We start from the raw sequence: 18,618 nt of genomic DNA, 5'->3' as shown, positions 1-18,618 counted from the left end.
CGTGGCTCTGCTCATGCGACTTCGAAGACGGCTTCGATTTCCACTGCGGCATTAAGCGGCAGCGAGGCGGTGCCGACGGCAGAGCGGGCATGCTTGCCGCGTGCGCCAAGGACGGCGACCAGGAAATCGGAGGCGCCGTTGGCGACCAGATGCTGCTCGACGAAATCCGGCGCTGATGCGACGAAGACGGTGATCTTGACCAGACGCTGGATCTTTTCGAGATCGCCAAGCGCCGCCTTGGCCTGCGCCAAGATGTTGACTGCGCAGTATTTTGCACCTTCCTTGCCGGCTGCCGTGTCGATGTCGCGGCCGAGCAGGCCGCTTGCCTGCAGCTTGCCGTCCTTGAGCGGCAACTGCCCGGCGGTGAACAAGAGATTGCCAGACCTGCAATAGGGCACATAGTTCGCGGCGGGTGCTGCGGCGGCCGGTAACGTCACGCCGAGATCGCTTAGCCGCTTTTCGATTGTTTCACTCATCGTATTTCCCTATTGCTTGGAGACGCTGCGCTGGCCGGGGCCGAAATTGCTATTTTTGCCTCGCTTCCGCCACGACTTTTTTTAAGCTGGACCATCTTTCCCTGCGGCCTGCCACCAGCCGCGACGATCGGAGCCCCCTATGCGCGCAACGCGCCTTGCCTTCCACGCTGTTCTTGTCCCGGCGCTGTTTTCGATGGCTCCCGCCTTTGCCGTGCCGGCATTGCAGGCGCATCGCGCCGTCTACGATCTTACGCTCAGCAAGGCGTCGGACCGTTCGGGGATCACCGGCATCTCCGGCCGCATGGTCTATGAGTTCAATGGCTCGCCCTGCGAGGGCTATACGGTAAAATTCCGTTTCGTCACCCAGATCGTCACCGGCGACAACACCCGGCTGACCGACCAGCAGACCACCACGTTCGAGGATGCGGAAGGCAAGACCTTCTCGTTCGTGACCAAATCCTTCGTCGACCAGAATCTCGACAAGGAGGTCAAGGGCATCGCCACGAAAGAGACCAAGGGCCTCAAGGTCGACATCGACAAGCCCGAGAAGAACAGCCTCGAACTCGCCGCCACCCAGTTCCCGACCCAGCATCTGGTCGAACTGATCGGCAAGGCCGAGAAGGGCGAGAATTTCTACGAAACCAGCCTGTTCGACGGTTCGGAGGACGCCAACAAGGTGATGACCACCACCGTCATCGTCGGCAAGAAAACCGAGGGCGACAAGGCCGATCCCGAAGCGCCGGCGCTGGCCAAGCTTGCCGGCGACAAATACTGGCCGGTCGACATCGCCTATTTCGACGAGACTGACAAATCCGGCGAAGAAGTGCCGGAATACCGCATCAGCTTCAAGCTGCATGAGAACGGCATCACTCGCGACCTCACCATGGACTATGGCGAGTTCTCGATGACCGGCAAGCTGGTCAACCTGTCGCTGTTCTCCCAGACAAAGCCTTGCCCGGTCTCGAAATAACAACAGTGCGGAGCTGTCCACGGCAGGCTTGATGGCGGTGTATGTCGATGCGGCGATCTGGAAGTGGGCCGGCCATCGCTGGTGCCACCTGATGGCAGACGATACCGACGAGCTGCATCGTTTCGCTGCCGTGCTTGGCGTCAAGCGTTCGTCCTACCAGGGTCCGCCCAGGACATCGGCGCCGCACTATGACATAACCGGCTTCGAGCGCGACCGCGCGGTGCGGCTCGGCGCCATCGAATGCAGCCGCGAGGAGATCGTCGCGATCTTCCGGCGCGTGCGGGTACCCAACGGAAAGGGCCGATCGTGACTTTAACGGCATTCCTGGCCTACTGCCTTGCCATCACGCTTGCCGCCGCAACGCCGGGTCCGGCGATGTTCACGGTTATCACCAACGGCGTTTCGCGTGGGTTCCTGCGGGCCTTCGTCGCCGGAGTTGGTATCGCTGCCGGGGACGCCGTGTTGGTCACCCTGGCCCTGCTCGGACTGGTGGCGCTGGCCCAGACTTTCGAATGGGTGTTTCTCGCCTTGAAATATGCCGGTGCGGCTTACTTGATCTTTCTCGGCGTCAAGATGTGGCGGGCCGCGGCCGCGCAATCGACTGCGCAGCGGATGCCTCAAACCAGATTGTCGCGGTCGTTCCTGCTTGGCGCCTCCGTTGCGCTCGGCAATCCGAAGGCGATTCTGTTCCATGCTTCGATCATGCCGCTGATCCTCAACCTCGACACCATGACATTTGCCGATGGCCTGCTGGTGGTGGCCGTCGTCGTCAGCGTCAACATCCTCACCATGGGCACCTACGCCGCGCTGGCGGGCAGGGCATCCGGCTGGTTCAGGACGCCCAAACGCATGCGGCTGATGAACCGGTTCGCCGGTAGCGCCATGATCGGCACCGGAGCACTGATTGCCGCACGCTGAGCGGTAAAGCGCCTCACCGCTTGCGTTTGTAGCACTTCCCCTCTATATGCGCGCTCATTCCACACACGGACTTTGGTGTCTGCCCGGGAGAAATCCGGCTGAAACCTCCGGTGGCGTTCGAGGACAAAGTCCAAAAATGCCTGTGTCCGTGGAGGCTAACCGGAAAGGAACTAAGAATGGCACTGCCTGATTTCAGCATGCGCCAGCTTTTGGAAGCTGGCATTCACTTCGGCCACCAGACCCACCGCTGGAACCCGAAGATGGCGCCCTACATCTACGGCGCCCGCAACAACATCCACATCATCGACCTCTCGCAGACGGTGCCTTTGCTGCACCAGGCGCTGAAGCAGGTTTCGGACACCGTCGCCAAGGGCGGCCGCGTGCTGTTCGTCGGCACCAAGCGTCAGGCGTCGGACATCGTCGCCGACGCGGCGCAGCGTTCGGCTCAGTACTACGTCAACTCGCGTTGGCTCGGCGGCATGCTGACCAACTGGAAGACGATCTCGAACTCGATCCAGCGCCTGCGCAAGCTCGATGAGATGCTGGCCGGCGAAGCCCAGGGCCTGACCAAGAAGGAGCGCCTCAACCTCGACCGCGAGCGCGAGAAGCTCGACAAGGCGCTGGGCGGCATCAAGGACATGGGCTCGACGCCCGACCTGATGTTCGTCATCGACACCAACAAGGAAGCGATCGCCATCCTCGAGGCCAAGCGCCTCGGTATCCCGGTCGTCGCCATCATCGATTCGAACTGCGATCCGGACAAGATCGACTTCCCGATCCCCGGCAATGACGACGCGGCGCGCGCCATCCAGCTCTATTGCGACCTGATCGCCAAGGCTGCCATCGACGGCATCGCTCGCCAGCAGGGCGCGCTCGGCGTCGACATCGGTGCCTCGGTCGAAGCTCCGGTCGAACCGGCGCTGGATTCGACCCCGGCGGCCGAGACCCCGGAAGCCTGATAGCGGAGGCCGGCCCCGGCCTTCATCTTTCTAATATTTTGGCACGCTAAACGGACGCATCACCGAGTACCGGTGGTGCGTCGGTGCATTTAAAACAAAGAGGCGACAATGAGCATTTCGGCTGCACAGGTCAAAGAACTCCGCGACTTGACGGGCGCGGGCATGATGGACTGCAAGGCGGCGTTGACCGAGACCAATGGCAACATGGAAGAGGCCGTCGACTGGCTGCGCAAGAAGGGCATCTCCAAGGCCGACAAGAAGGCCGGCCGTACTGCGGCAGAGGGCCTGATCGGTGTCGACAATGGCGTGCGCGAGGCTGCTGTCGTCGAAGTCAATTCCGAAACCGACTTCGTCGCCCGCAACGCTGCTTTCCAGGAAATCGTCGCCAACGTCGCCAAGGTTGCACTCGCCTATGGCACGACCGAAGCCGTGGCTGCCGCAAAGTACCCGGGTTCGGACAAGTCGGTTGCTGACACCATCAAGGACGCTGTCGGCACGATCGGCGAGAACATGGGCTTCCGCCGCTCGGCCAAGCTGACCGTTCCGCATGGCGCTGTCGCGACCTATGTCCACAACGCGGTCGCCGACGGCCTTGGCAAGCTCGGCGTGCTGGTTGCGATCGAAACCACGGGCAATGAGCATGCCGCCAACGCTTTTGGCCGTCAGGTCGCCATGCATGTCGCCGCCACCAACCCAATGGCGCTGACGGCCGAGCAGATCGATCCGGCTGCGGTGGAACGCGAAAAGGCGATCTTCTCCGACCAGGCACGCCAGTCCGGCAAGCCGGAAGCGATTATCGAAAAGATGGTCGAGGGCCGCCTGCGCAAGTTCTACGAGGAAGTCGTGCTCTTGAAGCAGGCCTTCGTGCTCAATCCCGACATCACTGTCGAGAAGGCGCTCAAGGATGCCGAGAAGGAAATCGGCGCTCCGGCCAAGATCTCCGCCTATCTGCGCTTTGCGTTGGGCGAAGGCATCGAAAAGGAAGAGACCGATTTCGCGGCGGAAGTCGCGGCTGCGGTGAAGAAATAATCCTTGGAAATAGCCCCTGAAAAGGGGCTTCTCAGCTCAGGCAACTCGGCCGGGTGTCCGCAAGGATGCTCGGCCGATTTCTTGCGCGGTATCGATGAAGGCCCTGAGCTTCGGCGCCATCGACGCCCGGCGCGGGAAGTAAAGGAAGAGGCCGGGCTCTTCGATCGCCGTTTGCGGCAGGATCTGCACGAGGCGCCCAGCGGCCAAGTCTGCGCGCACCAGCGGCTCGAACACATAGGTCAGCCCGACGCCGGCAAGCGCAAGGTCGATCGCGGCGAGCGAATCCGTAACGATGACATTGCCCTTCGTCTCAACCACGACATCCTTGCCGTCCTCGGTCAGGTCCCAGCGGTAGAGCGCGCCGGAGCGAACGAGCCGGTAGCCGACGCAATTGTGATTGGCGAGATCGGCCACGCTGCGCGGGCGGCCATGCCGGCCGACATAGGCGGGAGAGGCAACGATGACGGCCCTGAATGGTGGCGTCAGCCGGACCGTTACCATGTCTTGCGCGATCATTTCGCCCAGCCGGATGCCGGCATCGAAACCTTCGCCGACAATGTCGATGAGTCCCTGGTCGGTGAGCAATTCGACAGTCACATCCGGATAGCGCTCCGCCATCGCAGCGACCACAGGTGTGACGGCAAGCGGAATAGCGATGTTGGGAACGTTGAGCCTGAGCAGACCCGAGGGTCGGCCCTTGATGGCGCGGATGCGGTCCATCCGTTCAGCAATGTCCTGAAGGGCAGGGGCCGCCGTCTCCACCAGCGCCTTGCCGGCTTCCGTCAATGAAACGCTGCGCGTCGTGCGTGCAAACAACGGCTGACCGATGCGCTCCTCCACCAGGCGCACGGCATGACTGACCGCGGATGGGGACATGCCGAGTTCGGCCGCAGCAAGCGCGAAGCCGCCGCGCCGGGCAACGGCGACGATGACAGGCAGATGAGTGAGCAGGTCGCGGTCCATTCATGAATGATATCGCATAGTCCTTGCGAACAATTCAATCTTCTCGGTGTCGGCTGCGCGGCCCACATTGTCGCCAACAGGTCGGCGGTGGCCGATACACCAAGGAGAAGAAGCATGAACGCCCTGAAACACATGACCTTCGCCGCAGGCCTTGCTTTGGCGCCGGCCGATGCCGGCGGCGCCGAGCCGTCCGGCTGGCGCGCGCTCGCCGACGAACGCGCCGTCATCCGCATCGCCGACGCCATTGACCGTGCCGTCGATGCGCAGGACTGGAAGCTTGCCCGTTCCTATTTCGCCGACCGCGTCACTGTCGACTTCAGCAGCCTGTCGGGGCAGCCCGCGGCCACCATCGCCTCCGACGATCTGATCGGCACCTGGGCCGGCAACCTCCGCGGCAGCAAGACCAGCCTGCATATGCGCACCAACCACCAGGTGGTTCTCGAGGCGGATGCGGCCAGCGTCTCCTCAAACGGCTATGCCTGGAACCGGATGGAAGGCAATGGCGACCCGCTGTGGGAAGTCTGGGGCACCTACGAGCATCATCTGGTCCGCTCCGGCACCGGCTGGAAAGTTGACGGCTTCATTTTCCGCGCCACGCATGAGCGCGGCAATCCCTGGGTCAAGGCAACCCCCGGCCAGTAAGTCGGCGTCATTCAGATCAGCATCGGAAGAAATATCATGACCATGACCTATTACACGCTCGGCAACAGCGGCCTGCGCGTCAGCCGACTGGCGCTGGGCACCATGACCTTCGGCACCGAATGGGGCTGGGGGGCGGACAGGGAAACGGCGCGCGCCATGGTCGACGCCTATGTCGAGGCCGGCGGCAATTTCTTCGACACCGCCGACCTTTATACCGGGGGCACCGCCGAAACCTGGCTCGGTGAATTCATCGCCGAACGAGGCTTGCGCGACAGGGCGGTGATCGCCACAAAATTCACCTTCAACGCGGAACCCGGCAACCCGAACGCAGGCGGCAATGGGCGCAAGAACATTTTGCGCGCTATCGATGCTTCGCTGAAGCGGCTAGGCACCGACTATATCGACCTTTATCTCATGCATGTCTGGGACGGCCTGACGCCGGCCGAAGAGGTCATGCGCACGATGGACGATCTCGTGCGTGCAGGCAAAATTCGCCATGTCGGCCTGTCCGACGTGCCGGCCTGGTATGCTGCCCGCGCGCAAACGATCGCTGAATTGCGCGGCTATGAACCGGTGTCGGCCCTGCAGCTCGAATATTCGCTGGCCGAACGCTCGATTGAAAATGAGTTCGTGCCCTTCGGCACTCGCCATGGCGCCGGCATCATGGTGTGGAGCCCGCTGGCCAGCGGCCTGCTCAGCGGCAAATATCGACCGACGCAGGATGGCAATGCCGGCCGGCTCGACGGCTTTCGCAACACCACCCATCCGGGGTTCCAGAAATTCACCGACCGAAACTGGGCGATCGTGGCGGAACTCGAAAAGGTCGCCGCCGAGCTCGGGCGCAGCATGCCCCAGGTCGCTGTCAACTGGGCGGCAACGCAACCGGGCATTGCCACCGTGATCCTTGGCGCCACCAAACTGGGGCAGTTGCAGGACAATCTGGCGGCGTTGGATTTCGAGATCCCCGCCGAGTTGCGCGCGCGACTGGATACGGTCAGCAAGACGCCGCCGCCATTCCCCTATTCCTTTTTCGGTTCCGAGATTCAGGCCCGGGTTACCGGCGGCGCGGTGACCGGCGATAAGCCGTTTGGCTATGCGCCGCCGTTGGTGGTCGAAGGCGCCGCCGTCAGCATCACCAGCAACTGACAGGCCGCGACGATACGGGCGGAATTGGCGAGGGGCGCCGCGTGACATCGCGGCGCCCTTCGTGTATCGGAACTCGGCATCGCGCCAGCGGCGGCGCCCGTGCGAGGGCGGCCTGCTCAGGCGCGCCACACGCAATAATGACGAGGTCCAGATGACGGCAAAGCCCCTCTATCGACGTGTCTTGTTGAAAGCGTCGGGCGAAGCGTTGATGGGCGAGCAGCATTTCGGCATCGATGTCTCGGTCGTCGACCGCATCGCCGCCGACATCGCCGAAGCTCGCGCGCTCGGCATCGAGGTCGGCGTCGTCATCGGTGGCGGCAACATTTTTCGCGGCGTGGCGGTAGCGTCCAAGGGGGGCGACCGCGTCACCGGCGACCATATGGGCATGCTAGCCACGGTCATCAACTCGCTGGCGCTGCGCACCTCGCTGAACAAGATCGGCGTCGAAGCCGTCGTGCTGTCGGCGATCGCCATGCCAGAACTGTGCGAGAGTTTTTCCCAGCGCCAGGCCACCGCCTATATGAACCAGGGCAAGGTCGTCATTTTCGCCGGCGGTACCGGCAATCCGTTTTTCACCACCGATTCGGCCGCAGCCTTGCGCGCCGCGGAGATCGGCGCCGACGCTCTGTTCAAGGGCACCCAGGTCGACGGTGTTTATTCCGCCGATCCCAAGAAGGATCCGAATGCGACCCGCTTCGAGCGCATCAGCCACGCCGAAGTCATCAACAAGGGCCTTTCGATCATGGATACCGCCGCAATTGCACTTGCGCGCGAAAACAACATCCCGATAATCGTCTATTCGATCCACGAAAAAGGTGGTTTCGGCGATATTCTGAGGGGCGGCGGCCGTTGCACGATCGTCGCCGACGAGTGATCCGGAGTATACTCTCCGGAAAGGGGATCAGTTTTTCGAAAGCGGGCTATTCGGGCCCTAAGCAGTGAACCCGGGTCAAACGGGTCGAGGAGACTAAGATGAGTGGTGAGTTCGACGACCTCAAGCGGCGCATGGACGGCGCGATCGCAGCCTTCAAGCACGACCTGGCCTCGCTGCGCACCGGCCGCGCCTCCAGCAATCTGCTCGACGCCATCCAGGTCCAGGCCTATGGCACCACCATGCCGATCAACCAGGTGGCGAACGTGTCGGTGCCGGAGCCGCGCATGATTTCGGTCTCAGTCTGGGATAAGTCGATGGTCGGCGCCGTCGACCGCGCTATCAGAGAATCCAATCTCGGCTTCAATCCGATCGTCGATGGCACCAATCTCAGGATTCCGCTGCCCGAGCTCAACGAGCAGCGCCGCAAGGAACTGGTCAAGATTTCGCACGGCTACGCCGAGAACGCCCGCGTTGCGGCGCGCCATGTCCGCCGCGATGGCATGGACTTCTTGAAGAAGGCGGAAAAGGACGGCGATATCAGCGAGGACGATCATCGCAAGCGCTCCGATCAGGTCCAGAAGCTGACCGACGAAACGATCAGTACGATCGATCACCTGCTTTCCGATAAGGAAGCTGAAATCATGCAGGTTTAGGGTCGGCCCACACCGGCTCGAAAGCGAGACCATGGCAACGCCCGCGCATGTCGCGATCATCATGGATGGAAACGGACGCTGGGCCAAGGCGCGCGGCTTGCCGCGGCTTGCCGGCCATCGCGCCGGCGTCGAGGCGCTGCGCAAGACGGTGCGCGCAGCGCCCGGTCTCGGCATTTCCTTCCTGACCGTCTACGCCTTTTCGTCGGAGAACTGGTCGCGTCCAAAATCCGAAGTCAGCGACCTGATGGGGCTGTTGAAGCTGTTCATCCGCCGCGATCTGGCCGAACTGCACCAGAGCGGCGTGCGCGTCAGGATCATCGGCGACAGGGCAGGGCTGCAGCCGGACATCAGAGGCCTGCTCGAAGAGGCCGAATCGCTGACCGCCCGCAATGAAGCGCTGACGCTTATCATCGCCTTCAACTATGGCGGGCGCGACGAGATCGTGCGCACGGCGCGCAAGCTCGCAGCCGCCGTGGCGCGCGGCGAGATCGACAGCGAGGCGATCACGGCGGAATCGTTTGCCGGCGCCCTCGATACCGCGGGCATTCCCGACCCGGAGCTGGTCATCCGCACCAGCGGCGAGCTTCGGCTGTCGAATTTCCTTTTGTGGCAGGCAGCCTACAGCGAACTGGTCTTCCTGCCCTGCTATTGGCCCGATTTCAGCCGTGAACACCTGGCCGACGCACTGCGCGACTTCGCCGGCCGCGAGCGCCGCTTCGGCGGGCTCGCCGCCCAAGATGTCGCCGCCTCGTGACCGGCGGCGGGATGAACAACCTTCAGCTTCGCATCGTCTCGGCGCTGGTGCTGGCTGCAATGGCACTTGGCCTGACCTGGTTGGGCGGGCTGTGGTTCCGCCTGCTTTGCGCCGGCATGGCGGCGGTCATCTTCTATGAATGGGCGCGCATGTCGCGCCCTGCGGCCGGTGCGGCCCTCGGATTCGTTCCAGAGGCGTTGCTTCTGGTTTTCGTCGGCGCCCTGATCGCCGGCGTGCCGGCGTCGTGGCTGCTGTCTCTTGTCCTGGCCATTGTTGTCGTTGCGGCGGTAGGCGCACGCATGCGCGGAGCCGCGCAATGGGATGCCGCCGGCCTTGCCTACGCAGCGCTGTCCGGCCTGTCGCTGGCGCTATTGCGCGACGGCGACCGTTCCGGCCTGGTCGCGATCCTGTTTTTGTTCGCCGTGGTCTGGGCGACCGACATCTTTGCGTATTTCGTCGGCCGCGCCGTCGGCGGGCCTAAGCTCGCGCCATCGATTTCACCCGGCAAGACGCAGAGCGGCGCGCTTGGCGGTGCTGTCGGCGGCGTGGTCGCCGGCGTGCTTCTGGCCGCCGCCGCCGGAGCCAGCAATCTTGGTGTCCTCGCTTTGGTCGCGTTGGTGTTGTCTATTGTCGCCCAGGCTGGCGACCTCTTCGAATCCTGGGTCAAGCGCCGGCACGGCCGCAAGGATTCCAGCGCGTTGATACCAGGGCACGGCGGCGTCATGGACAGGGTGGATGGGCTTGTCGCGGCGGCTTTTGCCCTATACGTCATCGGTTGGATTTCGGCGGGCGCCGATCATCCGGCGCAGGGGCTTTTTCCGGCTTGAGCGGCATTTGACGGCGAAGAAATGGCGCGTGCCACGGATTCGCCTGGATTGATGTCACAGTCGCGGCGTCACCTTTTCGCCGTGGGTGAATTTGAGGGCACGACTTGAACGAGATACTTCACGCGTTTTTCAGCACGCAAGGCTTTGTCCTCGGCACGCTGGTGCCGTTTCTGTTCGTGCTGACCGTCGTCGTCTTCGTTCACGAAATGGGCCACTACCTCGTCGGCCGCTGGTGCGGCATCGGCGTAAAAGCCTTCTCGATCGGCTTCGGCCCCGAGCTTTTCGGCTTCAACGACAGCCACGGAACGCGCTGGAAGCTTTGCGCAATACCGCTTGGCGGCTATGTCAAATTCGTCGGTGACATGAGCGTCACATCGAGCCAGCCCGGCACGGAAGAGCTGGAGAAGCTGACCGATGCCGAACGCGAAGTTGCCTTCCACACACGGCCGATCTGGAAGCGCGCGGCCACGGTGGTTGCCGGGCCGCTGTTCAACTTCCTTTTGACCATCGCCGTCTTCACTGTGATGTTTTCTCTCTATGGCCGCCCGGTGCTGGAGCCGATGGTGGCTCAAGTCACCGCCGGTAGTCCGGCGGAAAAGGCCGGCATTTTGCCCGGCGATCGATTCGTCGCCGTCAACGGCAGCAAGGTTGAGACCTTCGCCGACGTCCAGCGCCTTGTGCAGGGCCGCGCCGGCGACTCGCTTACCTTCACCATGCTGCGCGATGGCAAGGAGATCACCGTCACCGCGACGCCGGAGTTGATGGAACAGCAGGACGCGCTGGGCAACAAAACCAAGGTGGCCGTCATCGGCGTCGTCAACAACAAGGAGCTCGGTCAGCCGAGAGTGATCACCTACAGTCCAATTGGCGCGCTCGGAGCGGCGGTAGAGCAGACGGGGCAGGCCATTCAGGGCACTGGCCACTTCCTGCAACGTTTCGTTGTCGGCCGCGAGGACAAATGCCAGCTGGGCGGTCCGATCAAGATCGCCAAGATGTCGGGCCAGGCGGCCAAACTCGGCTTCGAATGGCTGGTGCAACTTGTTGCATTACTGTCAGTCGGGATCGGAATTCTGAACCTTTTGCCGATTCCCCCCCTCGACGGCGGCCATCTCCTGTTCTACGCCATCGAAGCCGTTTTCCGACGTCCGGTATCGGAGCGGATGATGGAAATGGGGTACCGGGCCGGCCTCTTTCTGGTGCTGGGATTTATGGGCTTCGTTTTCTGGAACGATCTGTTTGGGTGCTGAAATCATGAAGAAATTCGGCCTCGGCACCGGCAATGTTGAGACGCCGTTTACCATGCACGGGGGTATGCGTGACGCGAAAGCCACGCATCAGGGTTAAGTAATTACAAATTAACCAGAAGCCTTGCGTGTAGGGAAAATCCGGTTAATACGGTAGGGGAAATTACCGCACGTCCGGTTTTCTCGCCGTGGGGACTTCGAGAAAAGGTACAAAAGCCCGATGAAGGCAGCATCCAAGTTTTTGAGCGCCGCGTCCGCGGTGGCTATGTCCGCCGCTCTGGTTGTGCCAGGCGCGCTCGCCGTGCAGTTCGTTGCCACATCTGCGGCGCAAGCGGCCGTTGTTTCGAGAGTCGAGGTCAGCGGCAACCAGCGTGTCGACGCCGACACCATCCGTAATTACATCTCGATCAAGCCCGGCAAGGCGTTTTCCAGCGCCGATATCGACGATGCGGTCAAGGCGCTGTTCGGCACCGGGCTGTTCTCGGACGTCCAGATCAACCAGGTCGGCTCGGCGCTGGTCGTCAAGGTGTCTGAATATCAGGTGGTCAACCAGGTCCTGTTCCAGGGCAACAAGAAGCTCAAGGACAACGCGCTGGCAATTGCGGTGCAGTTGAAGCCGCGCAGCACCTTCTCGCAGGCAACGCTGGATTCCGACGTCGAGGCGGTAAAGGCCGCCTACAGGCGCATCGGCCGTGACGATGCCGCCGTGACCACGCAGATCATGGATCTCGGCGACAACCGCGTGAACGTGGTCTTCAACATCAACGAAGGCGGCCGCACCAAGATCGCTGCGGTCAATTTCGTCGGCAACAGCGCTTATTCGAGCCGCCGCCTGTCCGATGTCATCGCCACCAAGCGCTCGAGCTTCCTGTCCTTCGTGCTGCGTGATGACGTCTATGACGAGGACAAGCTGCGCGCCGACCAGGAGACGCTGCGTCGCTTCTACTACAATCACGGCTATGCTGACTTCCAGGTGGTTTCCGCTGTCGGTGAGCTCGACGACACCACCAACCAGTACACCGTTACCATCACCGTGCAGGAAGGCGATCGCTATACGTTCGGCGATGTCAGCGTCGAGAGCACCATTCCGGAAGTCGATTCGAAGTCGCTGGAATCGGTGGTTCAGACCCACAAGGGCGACGTCTACAACGCCAAGGATGTCGAGGACACGATCATCGCGCTGACCGAGAAGGTCGCGGGTTCGGGCTATGCCTTCGCCCAGGTCACGCCGCGCGGCGATCGCAACTTCGAAAACCACACCATTTCGGTCGTTTATACGATCGACCAGGGTACCAAGGCCTATATCGAGCGCATCGAGATCCGCGGCAACGATCGCACGCGCGACTATGTCATTCGCCGCGAGTTCGACGTCAGCGAAGGTGATGCCTTCAACCAGGTTTTGATCCAGCGCGCGAAGAAGCGACTGGAAGCGCTGGATTATTTTGAAAAAGTCGACATTTCGACTGTTCCGGGCTCCGAACCTGATCAGGTCGTGCTGGTGGTCGACGTGGTCGAGAAGTCGACCGGCGAGTTCTCGGTCGGCGCCGGCTATTCGACCGGTGGCGAGACTGCAGGTCCGTCCGTCGAAGGTTCGATCGCGGAGCGCAACTTCCTCGGTCGCGGCCAGTACATCAAGGTCTCGGCCGGTGGCGGCAAGAATTCGCGCGACTACAGCCTCTCCTTCACCGAGCCCTATTTCCTCGGGCGGCGCATCGCAGCGGGCTTCGATATCTACCAGCAGACGCGCAACTACGACCACTATGACGCCGAGACGCTCGGTGCGACGGTCCGCTTCGGCCTGCCGATCACTGACAACATCTCAACGCAGCTGGCGTACAATATCGCCCAGGAGAAGTACAAGCTCGACGACGGTTGCGATAACAATCCTGCTGTCCCGGGTAACGCACCTGGCGACGGGATTCCGGATGCCGACTGCAACATATCTCCGGCGATCGTCGAGGGAATTGACGAAAGCCCTTGGATCAAGTCGTCGGTCAGCCTTGGGCTGGTTTACAACACCATCGACGACATGAAGAGCCCGCATGAAGGCATCTACGCCACGACGACCGTGGAAGTGGCGGGCCTTGGTGGTGATGCCAAGTTCGTCAAGGTTACCGGTCGAGGCACTGTCTACCAGACCTTGTCCGAACAGCTGGACCTGGTCGGCCTGATTTCAGGCGGCGCCGGCCATATAGCGGGCTACGGCGACAACGGCCTGCGTATCTTCGATCAGTTCCAGAGCAGCGACCGCATGATCCGCGGTTTCGAGTATGGTGGCATTGGCCCTGCGGACATCAATACGCGTGACCATCTCGGCGGCACCACCTATTTCAATGCGTCGGCGGAAGCCCAGTTCCCGGTACCGGTCATTCCGGAAAGCTTCGGCCTGCGTGGCGCAGTGTTTGCAGATGCCGCCACACTGTATGGCAGCAATATTGACACCGCTGGTGTCACCCAAACCTCAACTGACATGAAGCTGCGCGCCTCGGTTGGTGTCGGCTTGTTGTGGTCGTCGCCTTTCGGCCCGATCCGCATCGACTACGCGATCCCGGTCAAGAAAGAGTCGACCGACGACGTGCAGGAATTCAACTTCGGCATGTCGAGCCGCTTCTGACGTTCGGGTAACGATGCTTCCGGGCCGTTGGGTCCGGAAGAAACTGATCCGACCTAGCTGGATATTGCTTCTGGAATGACCGATCCGGTGTTCTTCGCGCCATCACGCCGGTATACGGCCGGCGAAGTCGCGAATCTGACCGGCGCGGCGCTAGTCGATTCCGACCTTGCCCACATATCGATTGACGCCTTGGCGCCAGCCAGTGAAGGCGGCGAGGGTGCGCTCGTCTTCGTCGACGGCAAGCGAAATTTCGCGCTGATGCAGTCGCTGAAGGCGGCGGCAGTGCTTTGTCCCACCGAATTCGCCGCCAAGGCGCCGGCCGGCATTGCGGTTCTGGTCCATCCTCGGCCGCAACAGGCTTTCGCCATGATCGGCCGGCTGTTGTTCCCGACGGCGGCCACTCCGGGACCGATGACCAGCGAAACCGGGGTCTCGCCGCAGGCTCATGTCGATGCCTCGGCGCATATCGAGGCCGGCGCGATCATCGAAGCCGGAGCGGTCATCGGCCCACGCGCTTCCATCGGCAGCGGAACGGTCATTGCGCCCCACGCCGTTATCGGCCCCTCCTGCCAGATCGGCCGCGATGGCTATATTGGTCCAGGCGTGAGCGTCCAGTATGCCCTGATCGGCAACCGCGTCATCATCCACGGTGGCGCCCGTATTGGCCAGGACGGGTTTGGCTTCGTCGGCGGCGCCAAAGGGCCCGAGCGTGTGCCGCAGATCGGCCGCGTCATCATCCAGGACGATGTCGAGATCGGCTCGAACACGACAGTCGATCGCGGCGCCATGTCGGATACAATCATCGGCCAGGGCACCAAGATCGACAATCTGGTGCAGATCGCCCATAACGTTCGCATCGGCCGCAATTGCATTATAGCAGGGCTTTCGGGTATCTCCGGCTCCGTCGTCGTCGGCGATGGTGTCACCATGGGCGGCGGCGTTGGCCTTGCCGATCATTTGACCATAGGATCGGGGGCCAAGCTTGCGGCGAGAAGCGGGTTCATGAGCAACGTGCCGGCGGGCGAGATCTGGGGAGGCTATCCGGCGCAGCCGATGGCGGAAGCCATGCGCGAGATCGCCATGCTGCGCAAGCTCGCCAGGACGCGCAAGCAGGGCGAGGGGGGAAGTAGCTGAGATGGTGCCGGCGACGCTCGAGGCGGTCGATATATTGGGGTTGATGAAGCTTTTGCCGCATCGCTATCCCTTCCTGATGATCGATCGAATTGTCGAGATCGATGGCAACAACTCAGCCATCGGCATCAAGAACGTGACCATCAATGAGCCGCATTTCCAGGGCCATTTCCCGGACCAGCCGGTGATGCCGGGTGTGCTGATCGTCGAGGCCATGGCACAGACGGCCGGCGCAATCTGCATTCGCAGTCTCAACACGGAAAAGCCGTCACTGGTCTATTTCCTGACCATCGACAACGCGAAATTCCGCAAACCGGTCGTTCCGGGCGACCAGCTGAAAATCCACGTCAAGAAAATCAAGATGCGCGGCAACCTACTCAAATTCGCCTGCGAGGCCATGGTGGAAGGCGCAAAGGCCGCCGAAGCCGAGATCTCGGCAATGATGGTTACCGGCTGACGGTTCGACATGCTTATGAAAATACATACTTCAATTCATCCCTCGGCCGTTATCGAGGCCGGTGCCCAAATCGGCGAAGGCGCCTCTATCGGACCTTTCTGCTTTGTCGGCGCTGACGCCGTGATCGGTGACCGGGTCGAACTGGTCAGCCATGTTTCGGTGCTGGGTGCGACCACCATCGGCGCCGGGACCAAGGTTTATCCGATGGCGACACTGGGTGGGCCGCCACAAAACACCAAGCACAAGGGCGGCCGCACCACGTTGGTTATCGGCCAGAACTGCACGATCCGCGAAGGCGTGACCATGCATCTCGGCACCGATTCCAGCCGTGGCGAGACGACCGTCGGCGACAATGGCAATTTCCTTGCCTATGCCCACATTGCCCATGACTGCGTCGTCGGCAACAACGCTACCTTCGCCAATGGGGCCACGCTGGGCGGCCATTGCGAGGTCGGCAACAATGTCTATATCGGCGGCCTGACGGCCGTTCATCAGTTTGTCCGTATCGGCGACAACGCCTTTCTCGGCGGCTGCTCGGCGATTGTCGGCGATGTCATCCCCTACGCCATTGCCGTCGGCAACCGCGCCAGCCTGCGCGGCCTCAACATCATCGGCCTGAAGCGCTCCGGCCTGGCGCGCGCCGAAATCCAGGTGCTGCGCAAGACTTACAAGACGATCTTCGACCGCTCCCGCACCGTGGGTGAAAACATCGAATTCGCCAAGGCCGAGTTCGCCTCGTCGCCGACCGCAATGAAAATCATCGATTTCATCACCAGTCGCGGCAAGCGGCACTATGCCGTCCCGTCGCTTAAAGGTGGCGCCGGCGACGATGCCGATGACGAAGACTGAGGCCAGCTCAACGGGCCTCGATCTCGCGCCGGAAGCCAGGGTCGGCATCATTGCCGGCGGCGGCAGCCTGCCGGTCGAAGTTGCCGCCGGCCTGGCAGAGGCCGGACATCTGCCCGTCATCATCCTGGTAGAGGGTCAGGCCGACCGTCAGTCCGAGCTCACCGTCTATGAGCATGAAAGCCTCGCCCTGGAAGACATTGGCTCGCTGGTTGCGTTGCTGAGGCGACGACGGATCACCCATCTTGTGCTCGCCGGCGAGATCAGGCGCAGGCCGCGGCTCGTCGACATGCGCCCGAGCCTTGGGCTGGTGGCGCTGATACCTTCGGTCGCCATGGCCCTTGCGCGCGGCGATGACGGCCTCTTGAAGATATTGACCCGCGGCCTGGAATCCCGCGGCGTCAAAGTTGTCGGCGCGCATGAGGTCGTGCCCCGGCTTGTCGCGGCCGAAGGGCCGCTGACCAAGGCAGTGCCGCGAAAGTCTGACTGGCGCGATATCGAGGCGGCGCATGCGGCGGCAAAGGCCATCGGCGCGCTCGACATTGGTCAGGCGGCCATCGCCATCGGTGGTCGCACTATTGCCCTGGAAGGCGTCGAGGGCACCCATGGGCTGATCGAGCGTACGCAGCAGCTGCGCGGCCATGGCAGGCTCGCCGGCAAGACGCGCGGCGTTCTGGTAAAATGCGCCAAACCCGGCCAGGAACTGCGCGCCGATCTGCCGTCCATTGGCCCGCAGACGGTCGAGGCAGCACACGCCGCTGGGCTTGCCGGCATTGCCGTCGAGGCCGGCCGTTCGCTGATCCTCGAAGGTCCCGTCGTTCTCGCGCGCGCCAATGCGCTTGGGCTGTTCGTGTATGGCCTGCCGGCCGTGGAGCCTGGCCATGGCAGCTGAGAAGCCGCTGAAAATCGCCATCGTTGCCGGCGAAGAGTCCGGTGACTTGTTGGGCGCCGACATCGTCCAGTCGCTGAAACGCGTGACCGGGCGCGATGTCAGGCTGGTCGGCATTGGCGGGCGGCATCTGCAGGCGCTCGGGCTGGTGCCGCTGTTCGACGGGGCCGAGATCGCGCTGATGGGGCTCAGCGCCATTCTGCGCGACCTGCCGCGCCTGATGCGGCGCATCGGCCAGACGGCAGGTGCGGTCGCTGCTGAGAAACCTGACTGTCTCATCACCATCGACAGCCCTGACTTTTCTTTGCGCGTGGCCAAAAAGGTCCGCGCTGCCGATCCTTCCATCCCGATCGTCCATTATGTCTGCCCGAGTGTCTGGGCATGGCGGCCGGGCAGGGCGGTGGCGATGAAGCCCTATGTCGACCATATACTGTGCATCCTGCCTTTCGAGGTGAAGGAGCTCAGCCGGCTCGGCGGCCCGCCCGGCACCTATGTCGGACACCGCCTCACGCATGATCCGGGCGTGCTTGGCGCGGCAAGGGCGCAAGGCCAGCCACGCGATCTCTCGGGGGACCGCGTCAAGACACTGCTGGTGCTGCCCGGATCGCGGCGCGGCGAGGTAAGCCGGCTTATCGATCCGTTCGGCAAGACGGTCTCGGCGCTGCGCGCGCGCGGACACCGCCTGCGCCTGCTGTTGCCCACGGTGCCGCATGTCGCCGACCTGGTCAAAACATCGGTCGCGCGCTGGGATGAGAAGCCCGAGATCATCCTCGATGCCGAGCGCAAATGGCAGGCCTTCGGCAAGGCCGATGCGGCGCTGATCGCCTCGGGAACGGTATCGCTCGAACTGGCGCTGTCTGGTGTGCCGATGATCTCATGCTACCGGCTCGATCCGGTGATGCGCATGGTCCAGGGGCTGGTCACGGTGTGGAGCGCCGCCTTGCCCAATCTGATCGCCGACCAGGCGATCGTGCCGGAGCACTACAACCAGTACGTGCGGCCGCGCTATCTGGCGCGGCAGCTCGAGGGTCTGTTTTCAGACACAGCCTACCGCACCTGGCAAAAGGACGGCTTTGCCGAGGTTGCCAGGCGCATGGCCACTGACAAGCCCTCCGGCGATATCGCGGCGGAAGTCGTTCTTCGCCACATCAAGCTTCGTCACTCCAACTAAAAAGCGCCCTTGCGGGCGCTTTTTGCAGTGTCATGGCGAAGCCGCATGCGGCTTC

At 62.6% G+C, this 18,618-nt stretch carries 20 protein-coding genes; 18 read left to right on the top strand and 2 right to left on the bottom strand.

Annotated features, from left to right (window positions below; translation table 11 throughout):
- Nucleotides 1–11: 11 nt before the first annotated feature.
- A complete protein-coding gene (locus JQK88_RS11355) occupies nucleotides 12–476 on the bottom strand; it encodes a RidA family protein (RefSeq protein ID WP_203278347.1) in 465 nt (154 codons plus the stop codon).
- A 139-nt stretch (nucleotides 477–615) separates the two neighbouring features.
- On the opposite strand from JQK88_RS11355, the gene JQK88_RS11350 reads away from it, so the two are divergent.
- The 5 genes from JQK88_RS11350 (at nucleotide 616) to tsf (ending at nucleotide 4,352) form a co-directional block, all read left to right on the top strand.
- Nucleotides 616–1,446 carry a cell envelope integrity EipB family protein gene (locus JQK88_RS11350; RefSeq protein WP_192253857.1) on the top strand — a complete coding sequence of 277 codons (831 nt, stop codon included), beginning with the start codon at nucleotides 616–618 and terminating at the stop codon, nucleotides 1,444–1,446.
- Between the two features lie 31 nt (nucleotides 1,447–1,477).
- Complete coding sequence (locus JQK88_RS11345; RefSeq protein WP_192253858.1) at nucleotides 1,478–1,756, top strand: DUF4031 domain-containing protein; 279 nt, start codon at nucleotides 1,478–1,480, stop codon at nucleotides 1,754–1,756.
- Complete coding sequence (locus tag JQK88_RS11340) at nucleotides 1,753–2,364, top strand: LysE family translocator (RefSeq protein WP_203278346.1); 612 nt, start codon at nucleotides 1,753–1,755, stop codon at nucleotides 2,362–2,364. The genes JQK88_RS11345 and JQK88_RS11340 overlap by 4 nt, the downstream gene beginning before the upstream one ends.
- A gap of 176 nt (nucleotides 2,365–2,540) precedes the next feature.
- Nucleotides 2,541–3,323, top strand: a complete 783-nt coding sequence (rpsB, locus tag JQK88_RS11335) for a 30S ribosomal protein S2 (protein WP_203278345.1) — start codon at nucleotides 2,541–2,543, stop codon at nucleotides 3,321–3,323.
- Nucleotides 3,324–3,431: 108 nt separating this feature from the next.
- Nucleotides 3,432–4,352, top strand: coding sequence for a translation elongation factor Ts (gene tsf / locus JQK88_RS11330; protein ID WP_181057059.1), 921 nt, complete (start codon nucleotides 3,432–3,434; stop codon nucleotides 4,350–4,352).
- A gap of 36 nt (nucleotides 4,353–4,388) precedes the next feature.
- Here tsf and JQK88_RS11325 read toward each other — a convergent pair whose 3' ends face one another.
- Complete coding sequence (locus tag JQK88_RS11325; protein ID WP_203278344.1) at nucleotides 4,389–5,315, bottom strand: LysR family transcriptional regulator; 927 nt, start codon at nucleotides 5,313–5,315, stop codon at nucleotides 4,389–4,391.
- Nucleotides 5,316–5,429: 114 nt separating this feature from the next.
- Here JQK88_RS11325 and JQK88_RS11320 point away from each other — a divergent pair, with 114 nt between their 5' ends.
- From JQK88_RS11320 to lpxB, 13 genes are all read left to right on the top strand, one after another.
- Nucleotides 5,430–5,957: a nuclear transport factor 2 family protein gene (locus JQK88_RS11320; protein ID WP_203278343.1), complete on the top strand. Its 528-nt coding sequence runs from the start codon at nucleotides 5,430–5,432 to the stop codon at nucleotides 5,955–5,957.
- Between the two features lie 36 nt (nucleotides 5,958–5,993).
- A complete protein-coding gene (locus JQK88_RS11315; protein WP_192253864.1) occupies nucleotides 5,994–7,103 on the top strand; it encodes an aldo/keto reductase in 1,110 nt (369 codons plus the stop codon).
- A 151-nt stretch (nucleotides 7,104–7,254) separates the two neighbouring features.
- On the top strand, nucleotides 7,255–7,977 hold the full coding sequence (gene pyrH / locus JQK88_RS11310) for a UMP kinase (protein WP_192253866.1): 723 nt from the start codon (nucleotides 7,255–7,257) through the stop codon (nucleotides 7,975–7,977).
- A gap of 98 nt (nucleotides 7,978–8,075) precedes the next feature.
- Entirely contained in the window at nucleotides 8,076–8,630 is a 555-nt protein-coding gene (frr, locus tag JQK88_RS11305; protein WP_192253868.1) for a ribosome recycling factor, read from the top strand.
- Between the two features lie 31 nt (nucleotides 8,631–8,661).
- Nucleotides 8,662–9,384, top strand: a complete 723-nt coding sequence (locus JQK88_RS11300) for an isoprenyl transferase (RefSeq protein WP_192253870.1) — start codon at nucleotides 8,662–8,664, stop codon at nucleotides 9,382–9,384.
- 11 nt (nucleotides 9,385–9,395) lie between these two features.
- Nucleotides 9,396–10,211 (top strand): phosphatidate cytidylyltransferase, encoded by an 816-nt coding sequence (locus JQK88_RS11295; protein ID WP_203278342.1) that lies wholly within the window; start codon nucleotides 9,396–9,398, stop codon nucleotides 10,209–10,211.
- Between the two features lie 104 nt (nucleotides 10,212–10,315).
- Nucleotides 10,316–11,458, top strand: a complete 1,143-nt coding sequence (gene rseP / locus JQK88_RS11290) for an RIP metalloprotease RseP (protein ID WP_192253874.1) — start codon at nucleotides 10,316–10,318, stop codon at nucleotides 11,456–11,458.
- Nucleotides 11,459–11,675: 217 nt separating this feature from the next.
- Complete coding sequence (gene bamA / locus JQK88_RS11285; RefSeq protein WP_203278341.1) at nucleotides 11,676–14,069, top strand: outer membrane protein assembly factor BamA; 2,394 nt, start codon at nucleotides 11,676–11,678, stop codon at nucleotides 14,067–14,069.
- A 75-nt stretch (nucleotides 14,070–14,144) separates the two neighbouring features.
- Complete coding sequence (gene lpxD, locus JQK88_RS11280; RefSeq protein ID WP_203278340.1) at nucleotides 14,145–15,203, top strand: UDP-3-O-(3-hydroxymyristoyl)glucosamine N-acyltransferase; 1,059 nt, start codon at nucleotides 14,145–14,147, stop codon at nucleotides 15,201–15,203.
- Between the two features lies 1 nt (nucleotide 15,204).
- A complete protein-coding gene (gene fabZ / locus JQK88_RS11275) occupies nucleotides 15,205–15,657 on the top strand; it encodes a 3-hydroxyacyl-ACP dehydratase FabZ (protein ID WP_112561643.1) in 453 nt (150 codons plus the stop codon).
- 15 nt (nucleotides 15,658–15,672) lie between these two features.
- Complete coding sequence (gene lpxA / locus JQK88_RS11270; RefSeq protein WP_203278339.1) at nucleotides 15,673–16,506, top strand: acyl-ACP--UDP-N-acetylglucosamine O-acyltransferase; 834 nt, start codon at nucleotides 15,673–15,675, stop codon at nucleotides 16,504–16,506.
- Nucleotides 16,493–17,395: an LpxI family protein gene (locus JQK88_RS11265; RefSeq protein ID WP_203278338.1), complete on the top strand. Its 903-nt coding sequence runs from the start codon at nucleotides 16,493–16,495 to the stop codon at nucleotides 17,393–17,395. Before lpxA ends, JQK88_RS11265 begins: the two co-directional genes overlap by 14 nt.
- On the top strand, nucleotides 17,385–18,563 hold the full coding sequence (lpxB, locus tag JQK88_RS11260) for a lipid-A-disaccharide synthase (protein ID WP_203278337.1): 1,179 nt from the start codon (nucleotides 17,385–17,387) through the stop codon (nucleotides 18,561–18,563). The genes JQK88_RS11265 and lpxB overlap by 11 nt, the downstream gene beginning before the upstream one ends.
- Nucleotides 18,564–18,618 lie beyond the last annotated feature (55 nt).

It is taken from the genome of Mesorhizobium caraganae (assembly GCF_016836705.1).
In the GTDB taxonomy this organism is placed as follows: domain Bacteria; phylum Pseudomonadota; class Alphaproteobacteria; order Rhizobiales; family Rhizobiaceae; genus Mesorhizobium; species Mesorhizobium caraganae.
This window is presented reverse-complemented; position numbering and strand designations above follow the sequence as displayed.